Raw genomic sequence first — 18,858 nt, forward strand, 5'->3', positions numbered from 1 at the left:
CGACATGGACACCGCCTTCGCCGCCATCGACATGCCGCGCACGCTGGCCGACTCCGCGTACACCACGCTCAAGCGCGACATCCTGGATTTCCGCCTGGCCCCGGGCGACCGCTTCACCGAGACCGAGATCGCCGACCGCCTGCAGGTCAGCCGCACGCCCGTGCGCGAGGCGTTGTTCCGGCTGGAGCGGGAAGGCTATCTAGAGGTGCGCCAGCGCAATGGATGGCTGGTCAAGCCGCTGGATTTCGAAACGCTGGATCATTTCTATGAGCTGCGCAGCGTGCTGGAAGCGGCCGCGGTGCATGCGCTGTGCGCGCCGGACCAGTCGCCCGATCCGCTGCTGGCGCTGCGCCCGCTTGCCGAGACGTGGCTGGTGGACGAAAGCGAGCGTTCGAGCGATTGCGAATGGCTGGCGGATCTGGATGAGCGCTTTCACGTCGAGCTGGTGGCGGCCGCCGGCAACCCGGAGATCGCGCGCGTGCACCGCGCCGCCACCGAGCGAATCCGCATCGTGCGGCGGCTGGATTTCACCCAGCCCGACCGCATCGGCACCACGTACCGGGAACACGCCGCGATCTTGTCGGCCATCCTGGCGCGCGATGCCGCAGGCGCGGCAGACCTGTTGCGCGCGCATATCCAGGACAGCCAGAACGCCGTGCGCAAGATCACGCTGCACCGGCTGTACTCGACCCGCCGCGCCAAGGCCGCGTGAAGCTGAAGAACGCCGCCGCGCCCGGCGCACGGCTCAGCGCCCCCGCAGCCTCAGCCGGCGCGCAGCCAGCGATGCAGCACGCGCGAGATGAATGGAATACAGAAGAACACCATGATGGGCGTAAGTATCACGCTCGTGATCAGAACGCGCCAGAACACCGGCAGGATGTTCAAGTGTTCGCTCACCAGCATCGAGAACACCAGCAGCACCGGAAAGTAGGCCAGCCAGATGCTGATCGCCTGCTTCCAGCGCGGCGGCGTGCTGGCCTTGGGCGCAAACCAGCCTTCCGTGCCCTTCACGCGATGCTCGTGGCTCGCCCGCACCAGGCTCGCGCCGCGCTCCAGCCACATGCGGCGTGGCAGGGATTTCTCCCACCGGTTCAGGCTCGCCTCGTCCGTGAAGCGCAGCAAGATCTGATATTCGTCGCCGCCTTCGGGCGGCTGCAGCACGCCAGATCCCAGAAACCCCGGGAAGCCCGCCGCCAGGATTTCGCCCTGGCGCATCCAGGACAGGAAATCGCTATAGCGTTCGGGCGCGATGTGCCGCGTCACCATCATGGTGACCGGAACGGAAACGGCGGATGCGGACATGGTGATACTCCTGGGGCAGCGTGCAGCGTGTTATGCACGTTAACCCTAGCAAACGGCGTGCCAGCCTTGCAGCGCAGCAATCCCGCCTTGCGAGGGCTTCCGCGGTCTGGCGCGTGGATATTTGCGCACCGCAACACACCCCATATTGGTGATTACCCCTACTTCACGCACCAAGCTGGTGCATACCGGAGATAAGCAGCAATGGACATCAATCTGCCCGACGTCGTGGCCGAGGTCACCGCGGTTGTCGAACGCTACGAAGTGGCGCTGGTTTCCAACGACGTGGAGGTGCTGGACGCCTTATTCTGGAACAGTCCGCATACCCTGCGTTACGGCGCCGGCGAAAACCTCTACGGTTACGACGAGATTCGCGCCTTCCGCGCACAGCGTTCGCCGCAAGGCCTGGCAAGACAGGTCCTGCGCACCGCCATCACCACCTATGGCCGGGACTTCGCCACCGCCAACCTGGAATTCCAGCGCGACGGCAGCACCCGCACCGGACGCCAGAGCCAGACATGGATGCGTACCCCCGAAGGCTGGCGCGTCGTGGCCGCCCATGTCAGCCTGATGACGTGACATCGTCGATCGCCCGCGTACCGTCAAGACGCGTGGGCCCTGCGGGCATCAGGCCGACATTGCCAAACGCCATGTGAATATTCGCAAACGGCATTGAGCCCGGACTTCTGCAGGTCTACACTGGCCGTTCCCTTTTCCTTGTTGGAGCCCCTGCTCATGAGCACATACAAGATTGCGGTTTTCGTCGGAAGCCTGCGCGCCGCCTCGATCAATCTGCGCGTGGCGCGTGCGCTGGAAAAGCTGGTTCCGGCCGACTTCAAGTTCGAGTATGTGAGCCTGGGCGACATCCCGCTCTACAACCAGGACAACGAAAACAACCTGCCCGCCCCCGCCGCCAAGCTCAAGCAGCAGATCGCCGACGCGCAGGGCATCCTGTTCGTGTCTCCTGAGCACAACCGCTCGGTCCCGGCCGCCATCAAGAACGCCATCGACTGGGGTTCGCGCCCGTGGGGCCAGAACTCGTGGACCGGCAAGGCCGTCGGCATCCTGGGCGCATCGCCCAGCGCCGCGGGCACGGCCATGATGCAGCAACACCTGCGCAACATCCTGGCCGCCGAAGGCGCCAACGCGCTCACCACACCGGAAGTCTTCCTGCAGTATTCCGAAGGCCTCGTCGACGACCAGTTCACCATCACCAACGAAGGCACCCGCAAGTTCCTGCAGGGCTGGGTGGACCGCTACGTCGACTGGATCAAGAAAATGAACGCCTGATCTGCCGCCGACGCCGGCCACGCCCCGCGCGTGCCGGCGCCGATCGCCCGATCTACCTCCGGGCGATCAAGCCCCTCGATGCGTCGAGGGGCTTTTTTATGGTTGGGTGCCAGCCACCATCGCATCTTCCGGCTCGCCCCCACTTATCCCCTCCAACTGTGGAGAAAGGTGAGGACAGCCTTGGGGCAGATCAAAAATTCCCTGTCTCGCCAAGCACTTGCGATGCGCGATCAATAAATGCGCAATCATCCTTATGGACGATTTCTGGCGGAGTTATCCCCGGTTTTCGGCGCTGTGGGGACCGTCATGGCGACGGCGCACGCCCCAGTGTGGATTTGTCCCCGCCTTCTGTGGACAAGGATGAGGACAGTATGAGGGCAGGTGGAAAATCCTGTTTCATATCAATGCCCTGCAGAGCGTGGTCAAGAAAGGCCCAAACGCGGTTTAACCGTGCCGGGGTTGTCCCCGCCAAATGTGGATAAGCCTGAGGACAGTCTGCGGGTACTCTGCCAAAAGCCTTGCAGATCATCGACTTGCAGGGTGCGGGCAAGAATCGCTCACCGTGCCGCCGCCGCAGCGCGCGGGATGAGGATGAGATGGGACGGTGGACAAGCGGACAGGCTTGTCCCCATGGAATGTGGACAAGCCTATGAACAGTCGCACAACAAGTACAGAAACTCGTTATGCGACAGTGACTTGCGAGGCGTGGTCAAGCAATGACCAGCGGCGGGATCAGGAATCGCCTTCCAGCCGCATGCCGATCTTCAACCCTACCTGCCAGTGCGCCACCTTGCCGTCCTTGATGTGGCCGCGCACTTCGGTCACCTCGAACCAATCCAGGTTGCGCAAGGTTTCGGACGCGCGCTCGATGGCTTTCGCGATCGCATCGTCGGTGGACTTGGTGGAAGAGCCCACCAACTCGATCTGCTTGTAGACATGATTCGACATAGCTCGTCTCCGCATAGGGGGTGAGTCGTGAATCGTCGGTGCTTTCGCCGTGTTCCGGCGCTTACGACCGGCAATCCATTCGAACACACAGGATACCTGCGCAGCGATAGCCTAGTGTTACGAGTTCCGTCGCGCGGTCTCGACCGGCGACGGAATCGCTTTTGCAATACGAAGCAAAGGAGACCACCATGCCTGAACGAAAGACCATCGAGCGCGCGAAGCGGGACAAGCGCGAAGGCAAATCAGCATCGACCCAAGCCGGCGAATTCGTGCGCGAGGAAATCGACAATGTGCGCGAGGGCAAGCATGGCGTGCGATCCAGCAAGCAGGCGATCGCAATTGGCCTGTCCAAGGCACGCCGCGCCGGGGTGAAGCTGGGTACGCCCAAGAACGCCAGCGCCGAGACCAAACGCAAGGCAGCGCAGGACACCCGCGCGGCGCACGACGGCCATGCCAAGTCGAGCACGCGCTCCAAGGCCACGACCAACGCCCTGAAGAAGGAAAGCACCAAGCCCGCGTCGAAGTCCGCGCTGTCACGCAACGCGACCAAGACGGCCAGCAAGCGCACGGCTGCCGACCGCTCGGCCGCCGCGCGCAAGGCAGCAGCAACCAAGGGTGCGGCTGGCCGCTCAGCCGCTGCCAAGAAGGCGGCACGCACGCGTGCAGCGAACAAGCAGGCCGCAGGCGGGCATCATGCGGCGCATTGATATGGCGCACTGACAAGGCCAACGGATGCGGCGTGGCGATACCGCAGCAATTCCTAAACGTGCGGCTAGCCCGCCTCGAACGCCTTGAACCGTTCCTGCAGAAATTCCCGCAAGCGCCGCACCGCGGGCGATAGCAGCATGCGATGCACGCACAGCAGATAGAGCGGCGACGGCTCGCTGCCATAGCCGGCAAGCAGCTCGACCAGCCGGCCCGCGCGCAAGTCGCTCAGCACGTCGTAGCGCGATTTGTACGCGATGCCGTGCCCAGCCAGCGCCCAACGCCGCACCAGGTCACCGTCGTCGCCCACGCGATCGCCTTTGACGGGAATGGTGAGGCTGGTCCCCTCATGCTCGAAAGTCCAGCGATCGTGCAGCGTTTCGCCCAGCACGAACGACAGGCAGTTGTGGCGGCGCAGGTCCGCCGGCGTTTGCGGCACGCCGTGCCGCGCAAGGTACGCGGGCGCCGCGCATACGACACGCCGGTTGTGTTCGGATAGCGGCAGTGCGACCAGGCTGGAATCGTTCGGCGTGCCGTAACGCACGGCGATGTCGACCGGTTGCCGGTACAGGTCCGCCAGCCGGTCGCTGATGCGTAGCTGGAAGTTGACGCGCGGGTGCTGGCGCTGGAACTCGTCCAGCCACGGCAGCAGCACGTGGCGGCCCAGGTCGGACGGGATCGATACCGACAAGGTGCCGGCAATGTCCGTCTTGTCGCGCGCCATTGCGTTCTTGCCGGCTTCCAGGGTGGATAGCGCCGAGCGCGCATATTCCAGGTAGCGTTCGCCATCGCTGGTCAAACGCAGGCTACGTGTCGAGCGCACGAAAAGCCGCGTTTCCAACGCCTCTTCCAGCCGCTTGAGCGCGGCGCTGGCCACCGCCGGCGTCAGGTCGAGCTCACGCGAGGCGGCGGAGAAGCTGCCCAGATCCGACGCGGCGACAAAGATCTTCAAATCCTCGAATCGGACCAATTCGGCCTCATTTTCAAAAATTTATTGAAACTGCCTGCGATGCTAGCCCGTTTTTCACCGGTGCGGAGTGGGTAATCATGCATTCATTCCCCCGACACGCAAGGAGTCCCCGCATGAAAATCGAACTGATCGGCAAGAAGGCGCTTGTCACCGGATCGTCCGGTGGCATTGGGCTGGCGATTGCCATTGGACTGGCCGAGGCCGGCGCGCAGGTCGTCCTTCATGGCCGAAACGCAACCAAGCTTGCGCAGGCCGCCCAGGCCGTCGCGCAGCAAGTTGCAGGCGCCCAGGTCACGACCGTGCAGGCGGACCTGGCCACCGCGGACGGCGCCGCCTCGGTATGCGCCGCGCATCCCGACGTGGACATCCTGGTCAACAATGCCGGCACCTTCACGCCCAAGTCCTTCACCGAAATCACCGACGACGACTGGCAGTCCATGATGGACACCAACGTCATGAGCGGCATCCGGCTGTCGCGCTACTACCTGCCGCGCATGCTGGCCGCCAACTGGGGCCGAATCGTGTTCATTTCCAGCGAATCCGCCGTGCAGATCCCGGCCGAGATGATCCACTACGGCGTCAGCAAGACCGCCCAGCTCGCGGTCTCGCGCGGCCTGGCCGAGCTGACCGCCGGCACCAACGTCACCGTCAACGCCGTGCTGCCCGGCCCCACGCGTTCCGACGGGGTCGCCGACTTCTTCGCGCAAATGGCCAAGGAGCAAGGCGTCTCGCAAGCGCAGATGGAGCAGGACTTCATCGCCCAGCATCGCCCCACCTCGCTGCTGCGCCGGCTGGCCACCGTGCAAGAAGTGGCCAACATGGTCGTCTACGCCTGCTCGACCCAAGCGTCGGCCACCAACGGCGCGGCCCTGCGCGTGGACGGCGGCGTGGTCCGCTCCATCATCTGAACCCCTGAACCGCCGGACGCTCCCGCCATGAAAGCCATTGCCTACTTCAAGAACCTGCCCGCCGACAACGCCGATGCCCTGCAGGACATCACCGCCCCCGAACCCGTGCCGGGCGACCACGACCTGCTGGTGGACGTGCATGCCATCTCGGTCAACCCCGTGGACGTCAAGATCCGCGCCAACCGCAAGCCCAAGGACGGCCAGCCCGAAATCATCGGCTGGGACGCCGCCGGCATCGTGCGCGCGGTCGGCGCGCGCACCAGCCTTTTCAAGCCGGGCGACCGCGTCTGGTATGCCGGCGCCCTGACCCGTCCGGGCGCCAACAGCGAACGCCATGTCGTGGACGAGCGCATCGTCGGCCACATGCCCAAGAGCCTGGATTTTGCGCAGGCGGCCGCCCTGCCCCTGACCACGATCACCGCCTGGGAACTGTTGTTCGACCGCCTGCGGGTGCTGGACAACGCCGCGCCCAGCCAGCGCAGCCTGCTCGTCATCGGGGCGGCAGGCGGGGTTGGCTCGATCCTGGTGCAGTTGGCGCGACAGCTCACGGGCCTGACCGTGATCGGCACGGCTTCGCGACCCGAGACCCAGGCTTGGGTACGCGACCTGGGCGCGCATCACGTCATCGATCACACCCAACCGCTGGCCGGCGAACTCAAGCGCATCGGCTTTGACAATGTGAGCTATATCGCCGGCCTGACGCACACGGACACGCATTTCCCGCAGATGGCCGAAGCGATTGCGCCGCAGGGCAAGATTGCCCTGATCGACGACCCGGCCGCGATCGATGTGCGGCTGCTCAAGGGCAAGTCAGCCTCGCTGCATTGGGAATTCATGTTTGCCCGGCCGCTGCACAACACGCCCGACCTCATCGCGCAGCACGAGTTGCTGAACCAGGCTGCCCGCCTGATCGACAACGGCACGCTGCGCACCACGCTGGGCGAGCACTACGGCAAGATCAACGCCGAAAACCTGCGCCGCGCCCACGCCTTCATCGAAAGCGGCAAGGCGCGCGGCAAGATCGTGCTGGAGGGGTTCTAGAAACGCGGCGATCCCGAACGGGATCGCGTGCGCCGGCGCGCCGCGCCGGGCGCGATCAGGCCAATCAGCCTCGGCCTTCGCGCTTGGCGCGCGCGTGCGGGTCGTTGATTTCGGCTTCCAGTTCGGCGATCAGCCACTGGAACCAGCCGTTTTCCGTGCGGGCATAGACGGCGGCCGCCGGCGTCTTGCCTTCGCGCCAGCCCGGCTGGTGCGTGTCCATCCAGGCCGACAGGCTCTTGTGCGGCGCCAGCAGGCCGGACAGCCAGGACCACACATAATCGGGCACGTTGCGGCGAAAACCCTTGGCGCTGGCGTAGATGGTGGGCTCAAGCGGCAGGTTGCCGGCGCGAGCCAGCTTGGCCTGCGTCCGGCGAAGCGTCTCGACCGCAGCCTGCAATTGTTCGGTGCTGAGCTTTTTCACGTAACGACTCCTGATTCTGGTTTGAGCGGATTATCGCCGCAGGGTGCGGCGCTTACCAAGCTGCCATTCACTTTTTCCGCGCTGGCGCAAGCCCCAGCAGAAGCGTGGCGGCAAAACGCTCTCCAGGTTCCAGCACCTGCATGCCGGTTCGGGTCTCGCCCGCCGCCGCCAGATTGAACGCATCGGCCACGTTGCTGACCGGTTCCACGCAAAGAAAATCCGCACCCGGGGCCGTGTACACCACCAGATGCGCGAACGCCGGGTCGGCATGCAGCGCCAGTTCGTGGCCGTCGGGCCAGTGCAGCGTCGCGCGGCCCTGCCATTGCGACAGGTACGTGTCGCAGCCTTCGGCGGACTGGCGCAGCTCTCGCACCGTCGTCGTCTTGCTGCCCGTGGGCAAGCCTTTCTCGTCCGACGGCCAGATGCGCCGGGCGTGCAGCGTGACGCGCTGCGCCGTGAAATACGGATGGATGCCCATCCCGCACGGCATGGGCGTGTCGCCTCGATTGGTGATGGCCATCTTCAGGCTCAGCCCGCGGCTGTCCAGCCGCCAGCGCTGCACGCATTCAAACGGCCAGGGCCAGCCCAGCACGCCGGCCGGCTGATCCAGCACCAGATCGACACTGTCGGGCGTCAGATTGCGGACCAGCCAGGACTGGAACAGCCCCGAGCCATGAATCGCCTGCGGCCGGTTGGGCACGGATTGCAATGCGTAGCGGGCGCCATTGAACGTGAAGACGCCGTCGCGGATCCTGTTGGAATACGGCGCCAGCGGATAGGATCCGGCACGCGGCCATCGGCCCGCCGGCCATTCGGTGGCGGTCAGCGGCACGATCCAGTCGTGTCCGCCGGTGGAGAGCCGCGTCAGCCGGCCGCCCCCGCCGGGCGCGAACTCGGCCTGGTGGTCGCCGCTTGAAATGGAAACGCGCTCGCTGGCATCCAGCACGTCAGGAACGGCAATATCGGGCATGGCGTTGAAACTCCCGCGGCGTCCACACGCGCCACGTCGGGACGATTGTGCCCGGCGGCGCGTTGGGGCTGCAAGTTGGCGTAGCCGGGGCGCCGCTCACGCGCCTCGGGCACCCCACCACAACCAGGCCGCCACACCAAAGGATATCCAGATCGCCACGATCAATATCGCGCCAAGGCGGCTTCTGGGCTTCGCACCCTTTTCCCGCATCCATTCGTCCGCGCGCAGGCGGCATTCGGCAACGACATCCGCAGGAAGCAACTTGATCGTCAGCCAGATCAGGACGGGAAGCAGCAGGACGTCATCGACATATCCCAGCACCGGGATGAAGTCGGGAATCAGGTCGATCGGGCTCAAGGCATAAGCCACCACGAACACGCCAAGCGCCTTTGCGTACCAAGGCGTTCGAGGGTGCTTGCCCGCGAACCACAGCGTCACACCGTCACGCTTGATTCTCCTGGCCCAAGCCTTCAACTTTTCGCTTGTGTTCACGGCTGGGCAGCCTATTCGTTTGGGAGGCCGATTGTAAGAGCCGCCATCCCTTTAGGGTGTCCGACGCCAACTTGTCCGCATGTGTCAAACCCCAGCATCAGTCAGCGGCCGCCGGCCGGGCGGCGGGTATCGGCCTTGCTGTCTTTGTCACGCCGGGCATGGGTGTCCAGGGCGCCGTTGTAGTTTTTCCGGCTGGAAGACGATGAGCCATCGCTATAGCGGGTGTCATAACCGCCCGTGTGGTTTTTCCGGCTGGACGAGGACGAGCCGTCGCTATAACGCGTATCGTAGCCGCCGGTATAGTTTGACCGGCTGGTGGAGTTGCTGCCATCGCTGTAGCGGGTGTCAAAACCGCCAGTGTAGTTTTTCCGGCTGGTGGAGGTCCTGCCGTCGCTATAGGTCGTATCGAAGCCGCCTTGGTAGTTGGAGCGGCTCGACGACGTGGTGCCATCGTCGTACCGGCAATCTTCCCCGCCTTGGTAATTGGCCCGGCAGCTGTCTGCCTGGGCGCCTGCGGCGGTGAGCAAGGAAAGCACGACGAAAGACAGCATGGATTTGACTTTCATTTTGTTCCCAATGGCGTGGAGGTCGGTGTCATCTCACCGCGTTGTTATGCGGCCAGGCAACTACCATAGCGACATTTGTCGCGGGCAACTGCGCGTCCATTTCCGAAGGTTATTTCAGCCGATTTCGGCGCGATTCAGCCTGTTTCGTATGCGCACCATTCGTCCAGGTGCGCAGTCATGCGAAAAATCGCAACCCACCGCCAAATCGCCACGCCCCGGCTCGGCGGCGCCTTGTCCGCCCCGATACAATCACGGGCATGAATTCTGCACTGCAAAATACCGCCGCCGACGCCCACCCGGGCCACACCCCCATGATGCAACAATACCTGCGCCTCAAAGCCGAGGCCGGGCCGTTGCTGTTGTTCTATCGCATGGGCGATTTCTATGAAATGTTCTACGAAGACGCCGAGCGCGGCGCGCGGCTGCTCAATCTGACACTGACCAAGCGGGGCTCGTCCAACGGCGTGCCCATCCCCATGGCTGGCCTGCCGGTGCATGCCATGGAGCAATACCTGGCCCGGCTGGTGGCGATGGGCGAGTCCGTCGCCATCTGCGAGCAGATCGGCGATCCGGCCGCCTCGAAGGGGCCGGTCGAGCGCCGCATCGTGCGCATCGTGACGCCCGGCACCTTGACCGACGACGCCCTGCTGCCCGCCAAGGCGGATCGCGCGCTGGCGGCCATCTGCGTCAGCGGCAGCGCTCGCGCGCCGCGCGCGGGGCTGGCGTGGCTGAATCTGGCCAGCGGCGAATTCCGGGTGACCGAATGCGCGCCCGCGCAGCTGGAATCGGAATTGCACCGCATTGCGCCGGCGGAGATCGTTTGCGCCGACACCGCGGAGTTCGACTTTCCGTTCGAGGGTGCCCGCTCCCGCGTGCCGGACTGGCACTTCGAAAGCGACGGCGCGCGAGCGCACCTGCTGGCGCATTTCAAGACGGACACGCTGGCGGGCTTTGACATCGAAGACATGCCCGCCGGCATCTGCGCGGCCGGCGCGTTGCTGCGCTATGCCGCGCGCACGCAGTCGCAGGCACTGGCGCACGTGCAAAGCCTGTCGGCCGAGCGGCCCGGGCAGTTCGTCCTGCTGGACCCGGTCACACGGCGCAACCTGGAACTGACGCAGACGCTGTCGGGCGAAGACTCGCCCACGCTGTTCTCGCTGCTGGACGGTTGCCGCACGCCGATGGGCAGCCGCCTCTTGCGCCGGTGGCTGCATCACCCCTTGCGCGAAAACGACCAGGCGCTGGCGCGCCAGCAGACCATTTCGGCGCTGCTGGCCGGGCGCATGGACGTCGAGCAGACCTTCGGCTCGGCGGGCCTGCTCGAAGCCCTGCGCGCCGCGCTGAACGCCTTTCCCGATATCGAGCGAATCGCTGCGCGTTTGGCGCTGCGCTCCGTGCGCCCGCGCGAGCTCGCCAGCCTGCGCGACGCGCTGCAGGCCTTGCCCGCGCTGGCCGATCTGGTCGAACCGATGTCGGCCTCGCCGCGCATCGGCGAACTGATCTCGCATCTGTCCGTGGATCCTGCCCTGGCCGCCCTGCTGGTGCGCGCCATCGCGCCTGAGCCTGCCGTGGCCATCCGCGATGGCGGCGTGCTGGCAGCCGGCTTTGACGCCGAACTCGACGAGCTGCGCGCATTGGCCGCCGACGGCGGAGACTTCCTTGTCCAGCTCGAAGCGCGCGAGCGCGAGCGCACCGGCATCAGCAACCTGCGCGTGGAGTTCAACCGCGTGCATGGCTTCTATATTGAAGTCACCAAGGGCCAGGCGGCGAAGGTGCCCGAAGACTACCGCCGCCGCCAGACGCTCAAGAATGCCGAGCGCTACATCACACCCGAGCTCAAGACCTGGGAGGACAAAGTGCTGTCCGCGCAGGACCGCTCGCTGGCCCGCGAAAAATGGCTGTTCGAGCAATTGCTCGACGTATTGGCCGAGCACGTGCGTCCGCTGTCCGACTGCGCCGCGGCGCTGGCCGAGCTGGATACGCTGGCCGCGCTGGCCGAACACGCGCAGCGCCACGACTGGATCGCGCCCGAGCTGTCCGAGCAGGCCGACATCGACATCGAGGCCGGCCGCCATCCGGTGGTGGAACGCGCCATCGAACGCTTCACCCCCAACGGCTGCCGTCTGGATCCCGCGCGGCGCATGCTGCTCATCACCGGCCCGAACATGGGCGGTAAGTCGACGTACATGCGGCAGGTGGCGCTGATCGCGCTGCTGGCGCGCATTGGCAGCTTCGTGCCGGCCTCGCGCGCCCGGATCGGCAAGATCGACCGTATCTTCACCCGCATCGGCGCTGCCGACGACCTGGCGGGTGGACGCTCGACCTTCATGATGGAAATGACGGAGGCCGCGGCCATCCTGTCGGCCAGCACGCCCAACAGCCTGGTGCTGATGGACGAAATCGGACGCGGCACGTCCACGTACGACGGCCTGGCGCTTGCGTGGGCCATTGCGTGCCGCCTGCTGTCGCACAATCGCGCGCTGACGCTGTTTGCCACGCACTACTTTGAGCTGACCCGCCTGCCCGCCGAGCAGCCCACGGCCGCCAACGTCCACTTGGCCGCGGCCGAGTCGGCGGGCGGCATCGTCTTCCTGCACGAAGTGCGCGAAGGCCCCGCCAGCCGCAGCTACGGCATTCAGGTGGCCCAGCGCGCCGGCGTGCCCGCCGCCGTCATCCGGCAGGCGACGCGCGAACTCGAACGCCTGGAAGCGCAAGGCGCCCCCACGCCGCAGCTGGGGTTGTTCTCGGCTGCTGCCGAGGCCGACGCCCAGGCGTATGCGCAGGCCGAACGTGCAGACACCATCGAGGCGCTCGACTCCCTGCGCGAGGAGCTTTCCGCCATCGACCCCGACAGCCTCACCCCGCGCGAAGCGCTGGATGCCCTTTACCGCTTGAAGAAGCACCTCCAATGAACCTCGATCATCCGCTTGCGCTCCTGGGCAATCAAAGCCCCAACGACTTCATGCGCCGTTACTGGCAGAAGAAGCCGCTGCTAATCCGCCAGGCCATTCCGGCGTTCAAGCCGCCCGTCACCATCGCGGCCATCAAGAAACTCGCGCGCCGCGACGACGTGGAGTCGCGCCTCATCTGGCGCGAGAACGGCGAATGGCAGATGGAAAACGGCCCCTTTGCGCGTCTGCCCAAGGACAACGAGGGCGACTGGACGCTGCTGCTGCAGAGCGTGGACCTGCACAGCGATGCGGCCGCCGAGCTGATGGCCCAGTTCCGGTTCATTCCGGACGCCCGCCTGGACGACGTGATGATCAGCATCGCCAGCCACGGCGGCGGCGTCGGCCCGCATTTCGACAGCTACGACGTGTTCCTGCTGCAGGCCGCGGGCGAGCGCGAATGGCGCTATGGCCGCCAGAAGGACCTGTCGCTGGAACCGGACTTGCCGCTCAAGATCCTGAGCAACTTCCAGCCCGAGGAAAAGGCGGTGCTGGCGCCCGGCGACATGCTGTACCTGCCGCCGCAGGCAGCCCACGACGGCATTGCCATGGGCGATGGCTGCATGACGATCTCCATCGGTTTCCGGGCGCCGACGCAGGCGACGCTGGCGCGTGGCCTGCTGGAAGCGGCCGCGGACCAGGTCATGGCCCGCGTGGGCCTTCTGGGTGGTCCCTACGGCGAACCCGCCCTGCCCGGCCCGAAGCTGTCGGCCGTCTACCGCGATCCGGCCCAGCCGGCCGTGGACACGCCTGCGGCGCTGCCCGACGCACTGGTGGCCGCCACGCTGGAAACGGTGGAAAAGCTGCGCTTTGACGACGCGCTGGCGTCGCGCTTTCTGGGTTGCTGGCTGACCGAGCCCAGCAACCTCAGCGTGTTCGATGCGCCGGAGGGCATGGACGTGGATCTGGAAGAGGACTGGCCTGCATCCGGGCGCCTGGCGCTGGACCGCCGCAGCCGCATGCTCTATCGCGGCAAACAGCTGTTCATCAACGGAGAAACCGCCATGACGCCCGCGGATGCGGCGTTGCGCCTGCTGGCCGATTCACGTAGCCTGGATTGTGCGCATCCCGCCTGCGCCCGTCTTTCCGACGAAGCACGGGCATGTTTAGCCGATTGGCTGGACTCGGGCTGGATTCATTACCGAGCCGAGTAGTATTTGGAAACGTTCGCGTATCCGTGTCACACAGAAAGAAATCAGGTCTGTAAACCGGGTCACATCAAGAAAGACATAACACCAAGCTGAAAGGTTTGTTGCCGTTGGGATGCGAACGATTTAACTTTCCTACGCGATCGGCCTGAACCTTCCTGTAGCCTGAGTTCTGGTTTCCCCTAACGGGGTTTCAAGAGTCGTCATCTACAGGAGTTCAAATAATGATGAGCAAAACCTTGATTATTGCCTCGGTGCTGGCCGTCGCGCTCAGCGCTTGCAACAAGAAGGAAGATGCCCCGGCGCCGGCGACCAGCCCGACTCCCGGCGCCACCACGCCCGCACCTGGCGGCACGCCGCCGGCCTCGCCCGCACCGGCGGCCCCGGGCACGACGCCCGGCACCGGTTCGACCACGCCGGGCGGCTCGACCACCCCCGCGTCGTAATCCTTCAGGCACGAACCCCCGCACTGAAGACGCAAAAAAAACCCTGGCATGTGATGCCAGGGTTTTTTTTGTGCCTTGCCGGAACGTAAGCGACGGAAGTCCGCGCTTGCCGCCGGCCGGCCATGGGCACCCGACCGGGGGCCCTGCCGGCGGCCGCTGCGCGTGAGCGCGCGGCCCGGCGGTTCTATTACATCTTGTCCTTCAGGACGCTCAGCAGGCGCTGCGCGGTCGGGCTGCTGTCCGGCGTACCGTTGGCGTCCAAGACCGAGACGGTCGTCTGTTCGCCGTTGCCCACCAGGTGGATGCGGTACTGAGCTGCCTGCGCCTTCTTGTCGCCAGAGAACATGCGGCTGAAGAAGCCGGGCTGTTCCATCTTTTCGCCGGTGTCGGTGTCGACATAGCGGACGAAGTAGTCGCCGGAGGAACGATCGCGGTCATCGACTGCGAAGCCGCCGCCATCGAGCGCCACGCCGACACGACGCCAGGCGCGGTCGAAGGACTCGCTGACGATGAGCGACGCGCCCTGGGCACGAACGTCCTGCTGCACGGCGGGACGCTGCGGCGAGGCCTCGGCCTGCTGCACCAGCTTGCGGGCGTTGTCGACGTCGGTACCCAGGAAGACCATCATGCGCGCCAGCATGGCGGCGTTCAGGCCCGGGTCTTCCTTGCCGTTCTGCCACTGCACCTGGCCGCCGTCGGAACCGACACGCTTTTCGAGCATCTGGCGGTGGCTGACGTAGATTTCGGTGTGACCGTTGACGCGTTCGACGCGGGTGCGGAATTTCTCGCGCTCGCCGCTATCCCACGCCGATTCCAGCACCGCCCCCAGCGCCTGGCGCAGCCAGCTTTCGGGGATCTTGGCGCGGTTCTCGGCCCAGTCGGTTTCGATCAGGCCGGCACCGGGATTGTTGGTGGCGACGGTAAAGCCGCTTTCGGTCCAGAAGTCGATCAGGCGGGGGAAAACCTGCTCGGGCGGACGGTCCACGACGAGCCAGCGCAGATCGCCGTCGCGTTCGACGCGCATGTCCGAACGGTTGGGAAGCACGTTGCTGGTCTTCGGGGCGCTGGCCTGGGCCACACCCTGTTGCTGGAATTCAGAGAAGGTGGTGGAACCCGAGGCCGGCGCGCGGTAGCGGGGATCGCTATTGGCCTGCGTCAGGTCGGGCGGAATGCTGAGAGGCTCTCCACGCTGGTTTACCGCGCTCTTGTAGTCGACCGATTCTTCATTGCCCAGGAATTGGTTGACCTCGGAGCACCCGGCCAGCAACACCAGAGACATCAATGCCGACAAACCGGCATGACGTTTGTTCATACGTTTCCTCACGATATTTAGAGCAGTCCCGTTTCCTGGAGCGCATTGCGCACCGTTGCGTGATGCTGCGCGCTCAGTTCGACCAGCGGCAGCCGGTAGCCCAGCGCGCTGCGGCCCATTTGGGCCAACGCCCACTTGACGGGGATGGGGTTGGCTTCGACGAACAAAACCTTGTTCAGACGCGCCAGGAACGCGTTAAGTTCACGGACCTTGGGCACATCGCCCGCGAGGGCGGCGGCACAGAGGTCGCGCATGAGCTTGGGCGCCACGTTGGCCGTGACGGAAATGTTGCCGCGCGCGCCCAGCAGGATCAGGGCCGCAGCGGTGGGATCGTCGCCGCTGAAGACCTGGAAGCTGGCAGGCGCTTCGCGCAGCAAGAGGCCGCCGCGGGCGATGTCGCCGGTGGCGTCCTTGATGCCGATGATGCCCGGCACCTGCGCCAGGCGCAGGATCGTCTCGTTGCTCATGTCGGCAACGGTGCGGCCCGGCACGTTGTAAAGAATGGTGGGCAGGTCGACGGCTTCGGCGATGGTGCGGAAGTGGCGGTACAGGCCTTCCTGCGACGGCTTGTTGTAGTACGGAACGACCGACAGGCCAGCGTGCGCGCCCACTGCCTTGGCGTGGCGGGTCAGGTGGATGGCTTCATCGGTGGAGTTGGCGCCCACGCCGGCAATGACCGGGATGCGGCCGGCGGCATGTTCGACGGCAACGCGGATGAGTTCCGCGTGTTCTTCCATGGAGACCGTGGGCGACTCCCCGGTGGTGCCCACCACCACCAGCGCGTCGGTGCCTTCCTGGACGTGCCAGTCGATCAGCGACCGGTAGGCAGCGTAGTCCAGGCTGCCATCGGGTTGCATTGGGGTGACCAAGGCCACCATGCTGCCCTGGAAATTAACGCCTGCGGCGGTAGCAGGGGATGCCATAGATGTCGGGCTCCAAAACCCCGCGGCGGGATTGCCCCAGGGCCTGATTCAGTGAAACCGCTGAGTTTAACGGATATTGGGTGGAATCTTACAGAAACCACTGAACGATCGTCGTTCCCAGCCCGAGCACCGGTTGCATCAATAACCAGAGCACATCGGTGACCAGCAGGACAATGACGATGATCAATCCATACGGCTCGATTTTCGAGTATTGCCAGGCCAGGCGATTGGGCAGCAGGCTGAAGAGAACGCGTCCGCCGTCCAGCGGCAGGATGGGCAGCAGGTTCAGCGCCATCAGCACCAGGTTGACGTTGACGCCCGCCACCGCCATTTCGAACCAGAAGCTTTCGTGCAGGCCGCTTTCCATGAAGAGACGCAGCGACAGCGCCCACAAAATGGCCATGAACAGGTTGGCGGCCGGTCCGGCCAGCGCGACCCAGGCCATGTCCTTCTTGGGACGGCGCAGGCGGCCAAAGTCCACGGGCACCGGCTTGGCCCAACCGAAGAGCAAGCCGGGACTGCCCATGAGCTTGGAGGCCAGCAGGATGGCGACCGGCACCAGCAGCGTGCCGACGGGGTCGATGTGGCGTGCGGGATTCAGGCTGACCCGTCCGGCCTGGTAGGCGGTCGGATCGCCCAGCATGCGCGCCACGTAGCCGTGCGCCGCCTCATGCAGGGTGATGGCGAAGATAACCGGTATCGCGTAGACCGCAATGGTTTGGATGATGTCATTCATGGCGAACCGGATTGTAGATGAGCCGCGCGCCAGCGCGGCGCGTCTCATGCATCGTGGCGAGGGGGAATATCAGACAAGTCCGAGGGTAGCGGGATCGCCGCGGCCCAGGCGCACGACGACCGGCTCGTCGCCGGTCAGGTCGATCACGGTGGTGGGCGCTTGCGGGCAGGCGCCCGCATCGATAATGGCGGCCAGATCGTGGTCGTAGCGCTCGCGGATTTCCTCGGCGTCGTTCAGCGCCTCGGTTTCATCCTTGGGGATGAGCGTGGTGGACAGCAGCGGCGAACCCGCCTGTTCCAGCAAGCCCAACAGGACGGCGTGATCCGGCACGCGGATGCCGATGGTCTTGCGCGAGGGGTGCGACACGCGCCGCGGCACTTCCTTGGTGGCTTCGAGGATGAAGGTCCACGGGCCGGGCGTCGCGGCTTTCAGCAGCCGGTATTGCTTGTTGTCGACGCGGGCGAAGTGGCCAATTTCGGCCAGGTCGCGGCACAGGAGGGTGAGGTGATGACGTTCGTCCAGTCCGCGCAGGCGGCGCAGCCCGTCGGCGGCGCTTTTGTCGTCCAGGCGGGCGACGACAGCGTAACTGGAGTCGGTGGGCACGGCCACCAGGCCCCCGTCATTGAGCCATTGCGCGGCTTGCTTGAGCAGCCGCGGCTGGGGATTTGCTGGGTGGACAGAGAAATACAAAGCCATGGGTTTATCCTAACATCCTTGAAGGCCGCCCAATAGCGCGGCGATGCAAAATGGCGGTAATGACGATCCGCCCGGAGAACCAGTATGCGCCTCGATAATTCGCGCCAGAGCGACAATGTGGAAGACCGCCGTTCCAGCGGCCCACGAATCGGCGGCCGCGGGACCATTGGCATAGGCACGATAGTACTTGCCTTGGTGGCGATGTACTTCGGCGTCGATCCGCGCGTGGTCCTGGACATGGCGGAAGGCCCGGCCGTGCAGGAGCAGGCGCCCGCCTCGGCCCCGCCGGCCAACGATCCCCAGGCCGTCTTCGTGTCCAAGGTCCTGGGCGAAACCGAAGACGTGTGGACCGGCATCTTCCAGAAGGAACTGAACCGCCAGTACGTCGAGCCCAAGCTGGTGCTGTTTCGCGGCGCCACGCCCACGGCCTGCGGCACCGGCCAATCCGCCATGGGCCCCTTCTACTGTCCGGGCGACAGCAAGGTCTATATAGACCTGTCGTTCTTCGACGAACTGCAGAACCGGTTCAAGGCCCCCGGCGATTTCGCGCAGGCGTACGTGATTGCGCATGAAGTCGGCCATCATGTGCAGCACCTGCTCGGCATCTCGGACCAGGTCGACCAACTGCGCCGGCGCAACCCGTCGCAGGCCAATGCGTTGTCGGTTCGGCTGGAACTGCAGGCGGATTGCTTTGCCGGCCTCTGGGCGCAGCGCGCGGATGCCGCGCGCAACATCCTGGAAGGCGGCGACGTCGAAGAAGCGCTGGCGGCCGCCACCGCGATCGGCGATGACCGCCTGCAGAAGCAGAGCCAGGGATACGTCGTGCCCGATGCCTTCACGCACGGCAGCTCCGCGCAGCGCGTGCGCTGGTTCAAGCGCGGCCTGGAAAGCGGCAGCATCAAGCAGTGCGACACGTTTGGCGCGACGTCTCTGTGACGCCCGGCGCTGCGCGGCCCTCGCCCGCTCCGGGCCGCACGGCGCCAACACCTGTATATCCATCCAGGCCACAGACCCCGGCCGTCTTCATCTTGTAAGATTA

Annotated in this window: 21 protein-coding genes; 10 read left to right on the forward strand and 11 right to left on the reverse strand. The window is 65.3% G+C overall.

The features are described from left to right. Positions 1-4: 4 nt before the first annotated feature. Complete coding sequence (locus QEP15_RS17330) at positions 5-712, forward strand: GntR family transcriptional regulator (RefSeq protein ID WP_152385023.1); 708 nt, start codon at positions 5-7, stop codon at positions 710-712. Between the two features lie 50 nt (positions 713-762). Here QEP15_RS17330 and QEP15_RS17335 read toward each other — a convergent pair whose 3' ends face one another. Further along, entirely contained in the window at positions 763-1,302 is a 540-nt protein-coding gene (locus QEP15_RS17335; protein WP_062839234.1) for an antibiotic biosynthesis monooxygenase, read from the reverse strand. Positions 1,303-1,503: 201 nt separating this feature from the next. Between QEP15_RS17335 and hpxZ the strand changes: the two genes are divergently transcribed. Next, on the forward strand, positions 1,504-1,878 hold the full coding sequence (gene hpxZ, locus QEP15_RS17340) for an oxalurate catabolism protein HpxZ (RefSeq protein ID WP_175155932.1): 375 nt from the start codon (positions 1,504-1,506) through the stop codon (positions 1,876-1,878). Between the two features lie 156 nt (positions 1,879-2,034). Further along, positions 2,035-2,589 carry an NADPH-dependent FMN reductase gene (locus tag QEP15_RS17345; protein ID WP_056323434.1) on the forward strand — a complete coding sequence of 185 codons (555 nt, stop codon included), beginning with the start codon at positions 2,035-2,037 and terminating at the stop codon, positions 2,587-2,589. A gap of 732 nt (positions 2,590-3,321) precedes the next feature. Here the strand turns inward: QEP15_RS17345 and QEP15_RS17350 are convergent. Then, positions 3,322-3,537, reverse strand: coding sequence for a dodecin (locus QEP15_RS17350; RefSeq protein ID WP_062842102.1), 216 nt, complete (start codon positions 3,535-3,537; stop codon positions 3,322-3,324). A 188-nt stretch (positions 3,538-3,725) separates the two neighbouring features. Between QEP15_RS17350 and QEP15_RS17355 the strand changes: the two genes are divergently transcribed. Then, positions 3,726-4,244 carry a DUF6496 domain-containing protein gene (locus QEP15_RS17355; protein WP_280147769.1) on the forward strand — a complete coding sequence of 173 codons (519 nt, stop codon included), beginning with the start codon at positions 3,726-3,728 and terminating at the stop codon, positions 4,242-4,244. A 65-nt stretch (positions 4,245-4,309) separates the two neighbouring features. On the opposite strand, the gene QEP15_RS17360 is transcribed toward QEP15_RS17355, so the two are convergent. Beyond that, positions 4,310-5,212 carry a LysR family transcriptional regulator gene (locus QEP15_RS17360; protein ID WP_226846405.1) on the reverse strand — a complete coding sequence of 301 codons (903 nt, stop codon included), beginning with the start codon at positions 5,210-5,212 and terminating at the stop codon, positions 4,310-4,312. 113 nt (positions 5,213-5,325) lie between these two features. On the opposite strand from QEP15_RS17360, the gene QEP15_RS17365 reads away from it, so the two are divergent. Together QEP15_RS17365 and QEP15_RS17370 are read left to right on the forward strand one after the other, a co-directional pair. Beyond that, complete coding sequence (locus QEP15_RS17365) at positions 5,326-6,120, forward strand: SDR family NAD(P)-dependent oxidoreductase (RefSeq protein WP_152385026.1); 795 nt, start codon at positions 5,326-5,328, stop codon at positions 6,118-6,120. A 27-nt stretch (positions 6,121-6,147) separates the two neighbouring features. Continuing rightward, positions 6,148-7,161: a zinc-binding alcohol dehydrogenase family protein gene (locus tag QEP15_RS17370; RefSeq protein ID WP_056323421.1), complete on the forward strand. Its 1,014-nt coding sequence runs from the start codon at positions 6,148-6,150 to the stop codon at positions 7,159-7,161. 64 nt (positions 7,162-7,225) lie between these two features. Here the strand turns inward: QEP15_RS17370 and QEP15_RS17375 are convergent, their stop codons facing one another. The 4 genes from QEP15_RS17375 to QEP15_RS17390 all read right to left on the reverse strand — a co-directional run bounded on the left by QEP15_RS17375 (position 7,226) and on the right by QEP15_RS17390 (position 9,610). Next, positions 7,226-7,582: a hypothetical protein gene (locus QEP15_RS17375; protein WP_056323418.1), complete on the reverse strand. Its 357-nt coding sequence runs from the start codon at positions 7,580-7,582 to the stop codon at positions 7,226-7,228. Between the two features lie 67 nt (positions 7,583-7,649). After that, a complete protein-coding gene (locus QEP15_RS17380) occupies positions 7,650-8,552 on the reverse strand; it encodes an aldose epimerase family protein (RefSeq protein WP_152385027.1) in 903 nt (300 codons plus the stop codon). 96 nt (positions 8,553-8,648) lie between these two features. Further along, positions 8,649-9,044 (reverse strand): YkvA family protein, encoded by a 396-nt coding sequence (locus QEP15_RS17385; RefSeq protein ID WP_174245483.1) that lies wholly within the window; start codon positions 9,042-9,044, stop codon positions 8,649-8,651. Between the two features lie 101 nt (positions 9,045-9,145). Beyond that, positions 9,146-9,610 carry a hypothetical protein gene (locus QEP15_RS17390; protein ID WP_280147770.1) on the reverse strand — a complete coding sequence of 155 codons (465 nt, stop codon included), beginning with the start codon at positions 9,608-9,610 and terminating at the stop codon, positions 9,146-9,148. Between the two features lie 257 nt (positions 9,611-9,867). Between QEP15_RS17390 and mutS the strand changes: the two genes are divergently transcribed. From mutS to QEP15_RS17405, 3 genes are all read left to right on the forward strand, one after another. Then, positions 9,868-12,522: a DNA mismatch repair protein MutS gene (gene mutS, locus QEP15_RS17395; protein ID WP_280147771.1), complete on the forward strand. Its 2,655-nt coding sequence runs from the start codon at positions 9,868-9,870 to the stop codon at positions 12,520-12,522. Further along, positions 12,519-13,712, forward strand: coding sequence for a ribosomal protein uL16 3-hydroxylase (locus tag QEP15_RS17400; RefSeq protein ID WP_280147772.1), 1,194 nt, complete (start codon positions 12,519-12,521; stop codon positions 13,710-13,712). The genes mutS and QEP15_RS17400 overlap by 4 nt, the downstream gene beginning before the upstream one ends. A 218-nt stretch (positions 13,713-13,930) precedes the next feature. After that, a complete protein-coding gene (locus QEP15_RS17405; RefSeq protein WP_425285960.1) occupies positions 13,931-14,152 on the forward strand; it encodes an endopeptidase in 222 nt (73 codons plus the stop codon). A 187-nt stretch (positions 14,153-14,339) separates the two neighbouring features. Here QEP15_RS17405 and bamC read toward each other — a convergent pair whose 3' ends face one another. From bamC to QEP15_RS17425, 4 genes are all read right to left on the reverse strand, one after another. After that, on the reverse strand, positions 14,340-15,464 hold the full coding sequence (gene bamC / locus QEP15_RS17410) for an outer membrane protein assembly factor BamC (protein WP_128828750.1): 1,125 nt from the start codon (positions 15,462-15,464) through the stop codon (positions 14,340-14,342). Positions 15,465-15,481: 17 nt separating this feature from the next. Then, positions 15,482-16,387 carry a 4-hydroxy-tetrahydrodipicolinate synthase gene (dapA, locus tag QEP15_RS17415; RefSeq protein WP_280147773.1) on the reverse strand — a complete coding sequence of 302 codons (906 nt, stop codon included), beginning with the start codon at positions 16,385-16,387 and terminating at the stop codon, positions 15,482-15,484. A gap of 88 nt (positions 16,388-16,475) precedes the next feature. Then, positions 16,476-17,123, reverse strand: coding sequence for a site-2 protease family protein (locus QEP15_RS17420; protein WP_056323397.1), 648 nt, complete (start codon positions 17,121-17,123; stop codon positions 16,476-16,478). 69 nt (positions 17,124-17,192) lie between these two features. Beyond that, positions 17,193-17,819 (reverse strand): L-threonylcarbamoyladenylate synthase, encoded by a 627-nt coding sequence (locus QEP15_RS17425; protein WP_056323394.1) that lies wholly within the window; start codon positions 17,817-17,819, stop codon positions 17,193-17,195. A gap of 84 nt (positions 17,820-17,903) precedes the next feature. Here QEP15_RS17425 and ypfJ point away from each other — a divergent pair, with 84 nt between their 5' ends. Next, positions 17,904-18,755, forward strand: a complete 852-nt coding sequence (gene ypfJ / locus QEP15_RS17430) for a KPN_02809 family neutral zinc metallopeptidase (RefSeq protein ID WP_128828751.1) — start codon at positions 17,904-17,906, stop codon at positions 18,753-18,755. The last annotated feature ends 103 nt before the right edge of the window (positions 18,756-18,858 follow it).

Source organism: Achromobacter mucicolens, assembly GCF_029866465.1.
Taxonomy (GTDB): Bacteria; Pseudomonadota; Gammaproteobacteria; order Burkholderiales; family Burkholderiaceae_B; genus Achromobacter; species Achromobacter mucicolens.

Coding starts and splice junctions, on each gene's coding strand:
- QEP15_RS17330 (WP_152385023.1), top strand. CDS start 5: ATGGACACCGCCTTCGCCGCCATCGACATGCCGCGCACGCTGGCCGAC.
- QEP15_RS17335 (WP_062839234.1), bottom strand. CDS start 1,302: ATGTCCGCATCCGCCGTTTCCGTTCCGGTCACCATGATGGTGACGCGG.
- hpxZ (WP_175155932.1), top strand. CDS start 1,504: ATGGACATCAATCTGCCCGACGTCGTGGCCGAGGTCACCGCGGTTGTC.
- QEP15_RS17345 (WP_056323434.1), top strand. CDS start 2,035: ATGAGCACATACAAGATTGCGGTTTTCGTCGGAAGCCTGCGCGCCGCC.
- QEP15_RS17350 (WP_062842102.1), bottom strand. CDS start 3,537: ATGTCGAATCATGTCTACAAGCAGATCGAGTTGGTGGGCTCTTCCACC.
- QEP15_RS17355 (WP_280147769.1), top strand. CDS start 3,726: ATGCCTGAACGAAAGACCATCGAGCGCGCGAAGCGGGACAAGCGCGAA.
- QEP15_RS17365 (WP_152385026.1), top strand. CDS start 5,326: ATGAAAATCGAACTGATCGGCAAGAAGGCGCTTGTCACCGGATCGTCC.
- QEP15_RS17370 (WP_056323421.1), top strand. CDS start 6,148: ATGAAAGCCATTGCCTACTTCAAGAACCTGCCCGCCGACAACGCCGAT.
- QEP15_RS17380 (WP_152385027.1), bottom strand. CDS start 8,552: ATGCCCGATATTGCCGTTCCTGACGTGCTGGATGCCAGCGAGCGCGTT.
- QEP15_RS17390 (WP_280147770.1), bottom strand. CDS start 9,610: ATGAAAGTCAAATCCATGCTGTCTTTCGTCGTGCTTTCCTTGCTCACC.
- mutS (WP_280147771.1), top strand. CDS start 9,868: ATGAATTCTGCACTGCAAAATACCGCCGCCGACGCCCACCCGGGCCAC.
- QEP15_RS17400 (WP_280147772.1), top strand. CDS start 12,519: ATGAACCTCGATCATCCGCTTGCGCTCCTGGGCAATCAAAGCCCCAAC.
- QEP15_RS17405 (WP_425285960.1), top strand. CDS start 13,931: ATGATGAGCAAAACCTTGATTATTGCCTCGGTGCTGGCCGTCGCGCTC.
- bamC (WP_128828750.1), bottom strand. CDS start 15,464: ATGAACAAACGTCATGCCGGTTTGTCGGCATTGATGTCTCTGGTGTTG.
- dapA (WP_280147773.1), bottom strand. CDS start 16,387: ATGGCATCCCCTGCTACCGCCGCAGGCGTTAATTTCCAGGGCAGCATG.
- QEP15_RS17420 (WP_056323397.1), bottom strand. CDS start 17,123: ATGAATGACATCATCCAAACCATTGCGGTCTACGCGATACCGGTTATC.
- QEP15_RS17425 (WP_056323394.1), bottom strand. CDS start 17,819: ATGGCTTTGTATTTCTCTGTCCACCCAGCAAATCCCCAGCCGCGGCTG.
- ypfJ (WP_128828751.1), top strand. CDS start 17,904: ATGCGCCTCGATAATTCGCGCCAGAGCGACAATGTGGAAGACCGCCGT.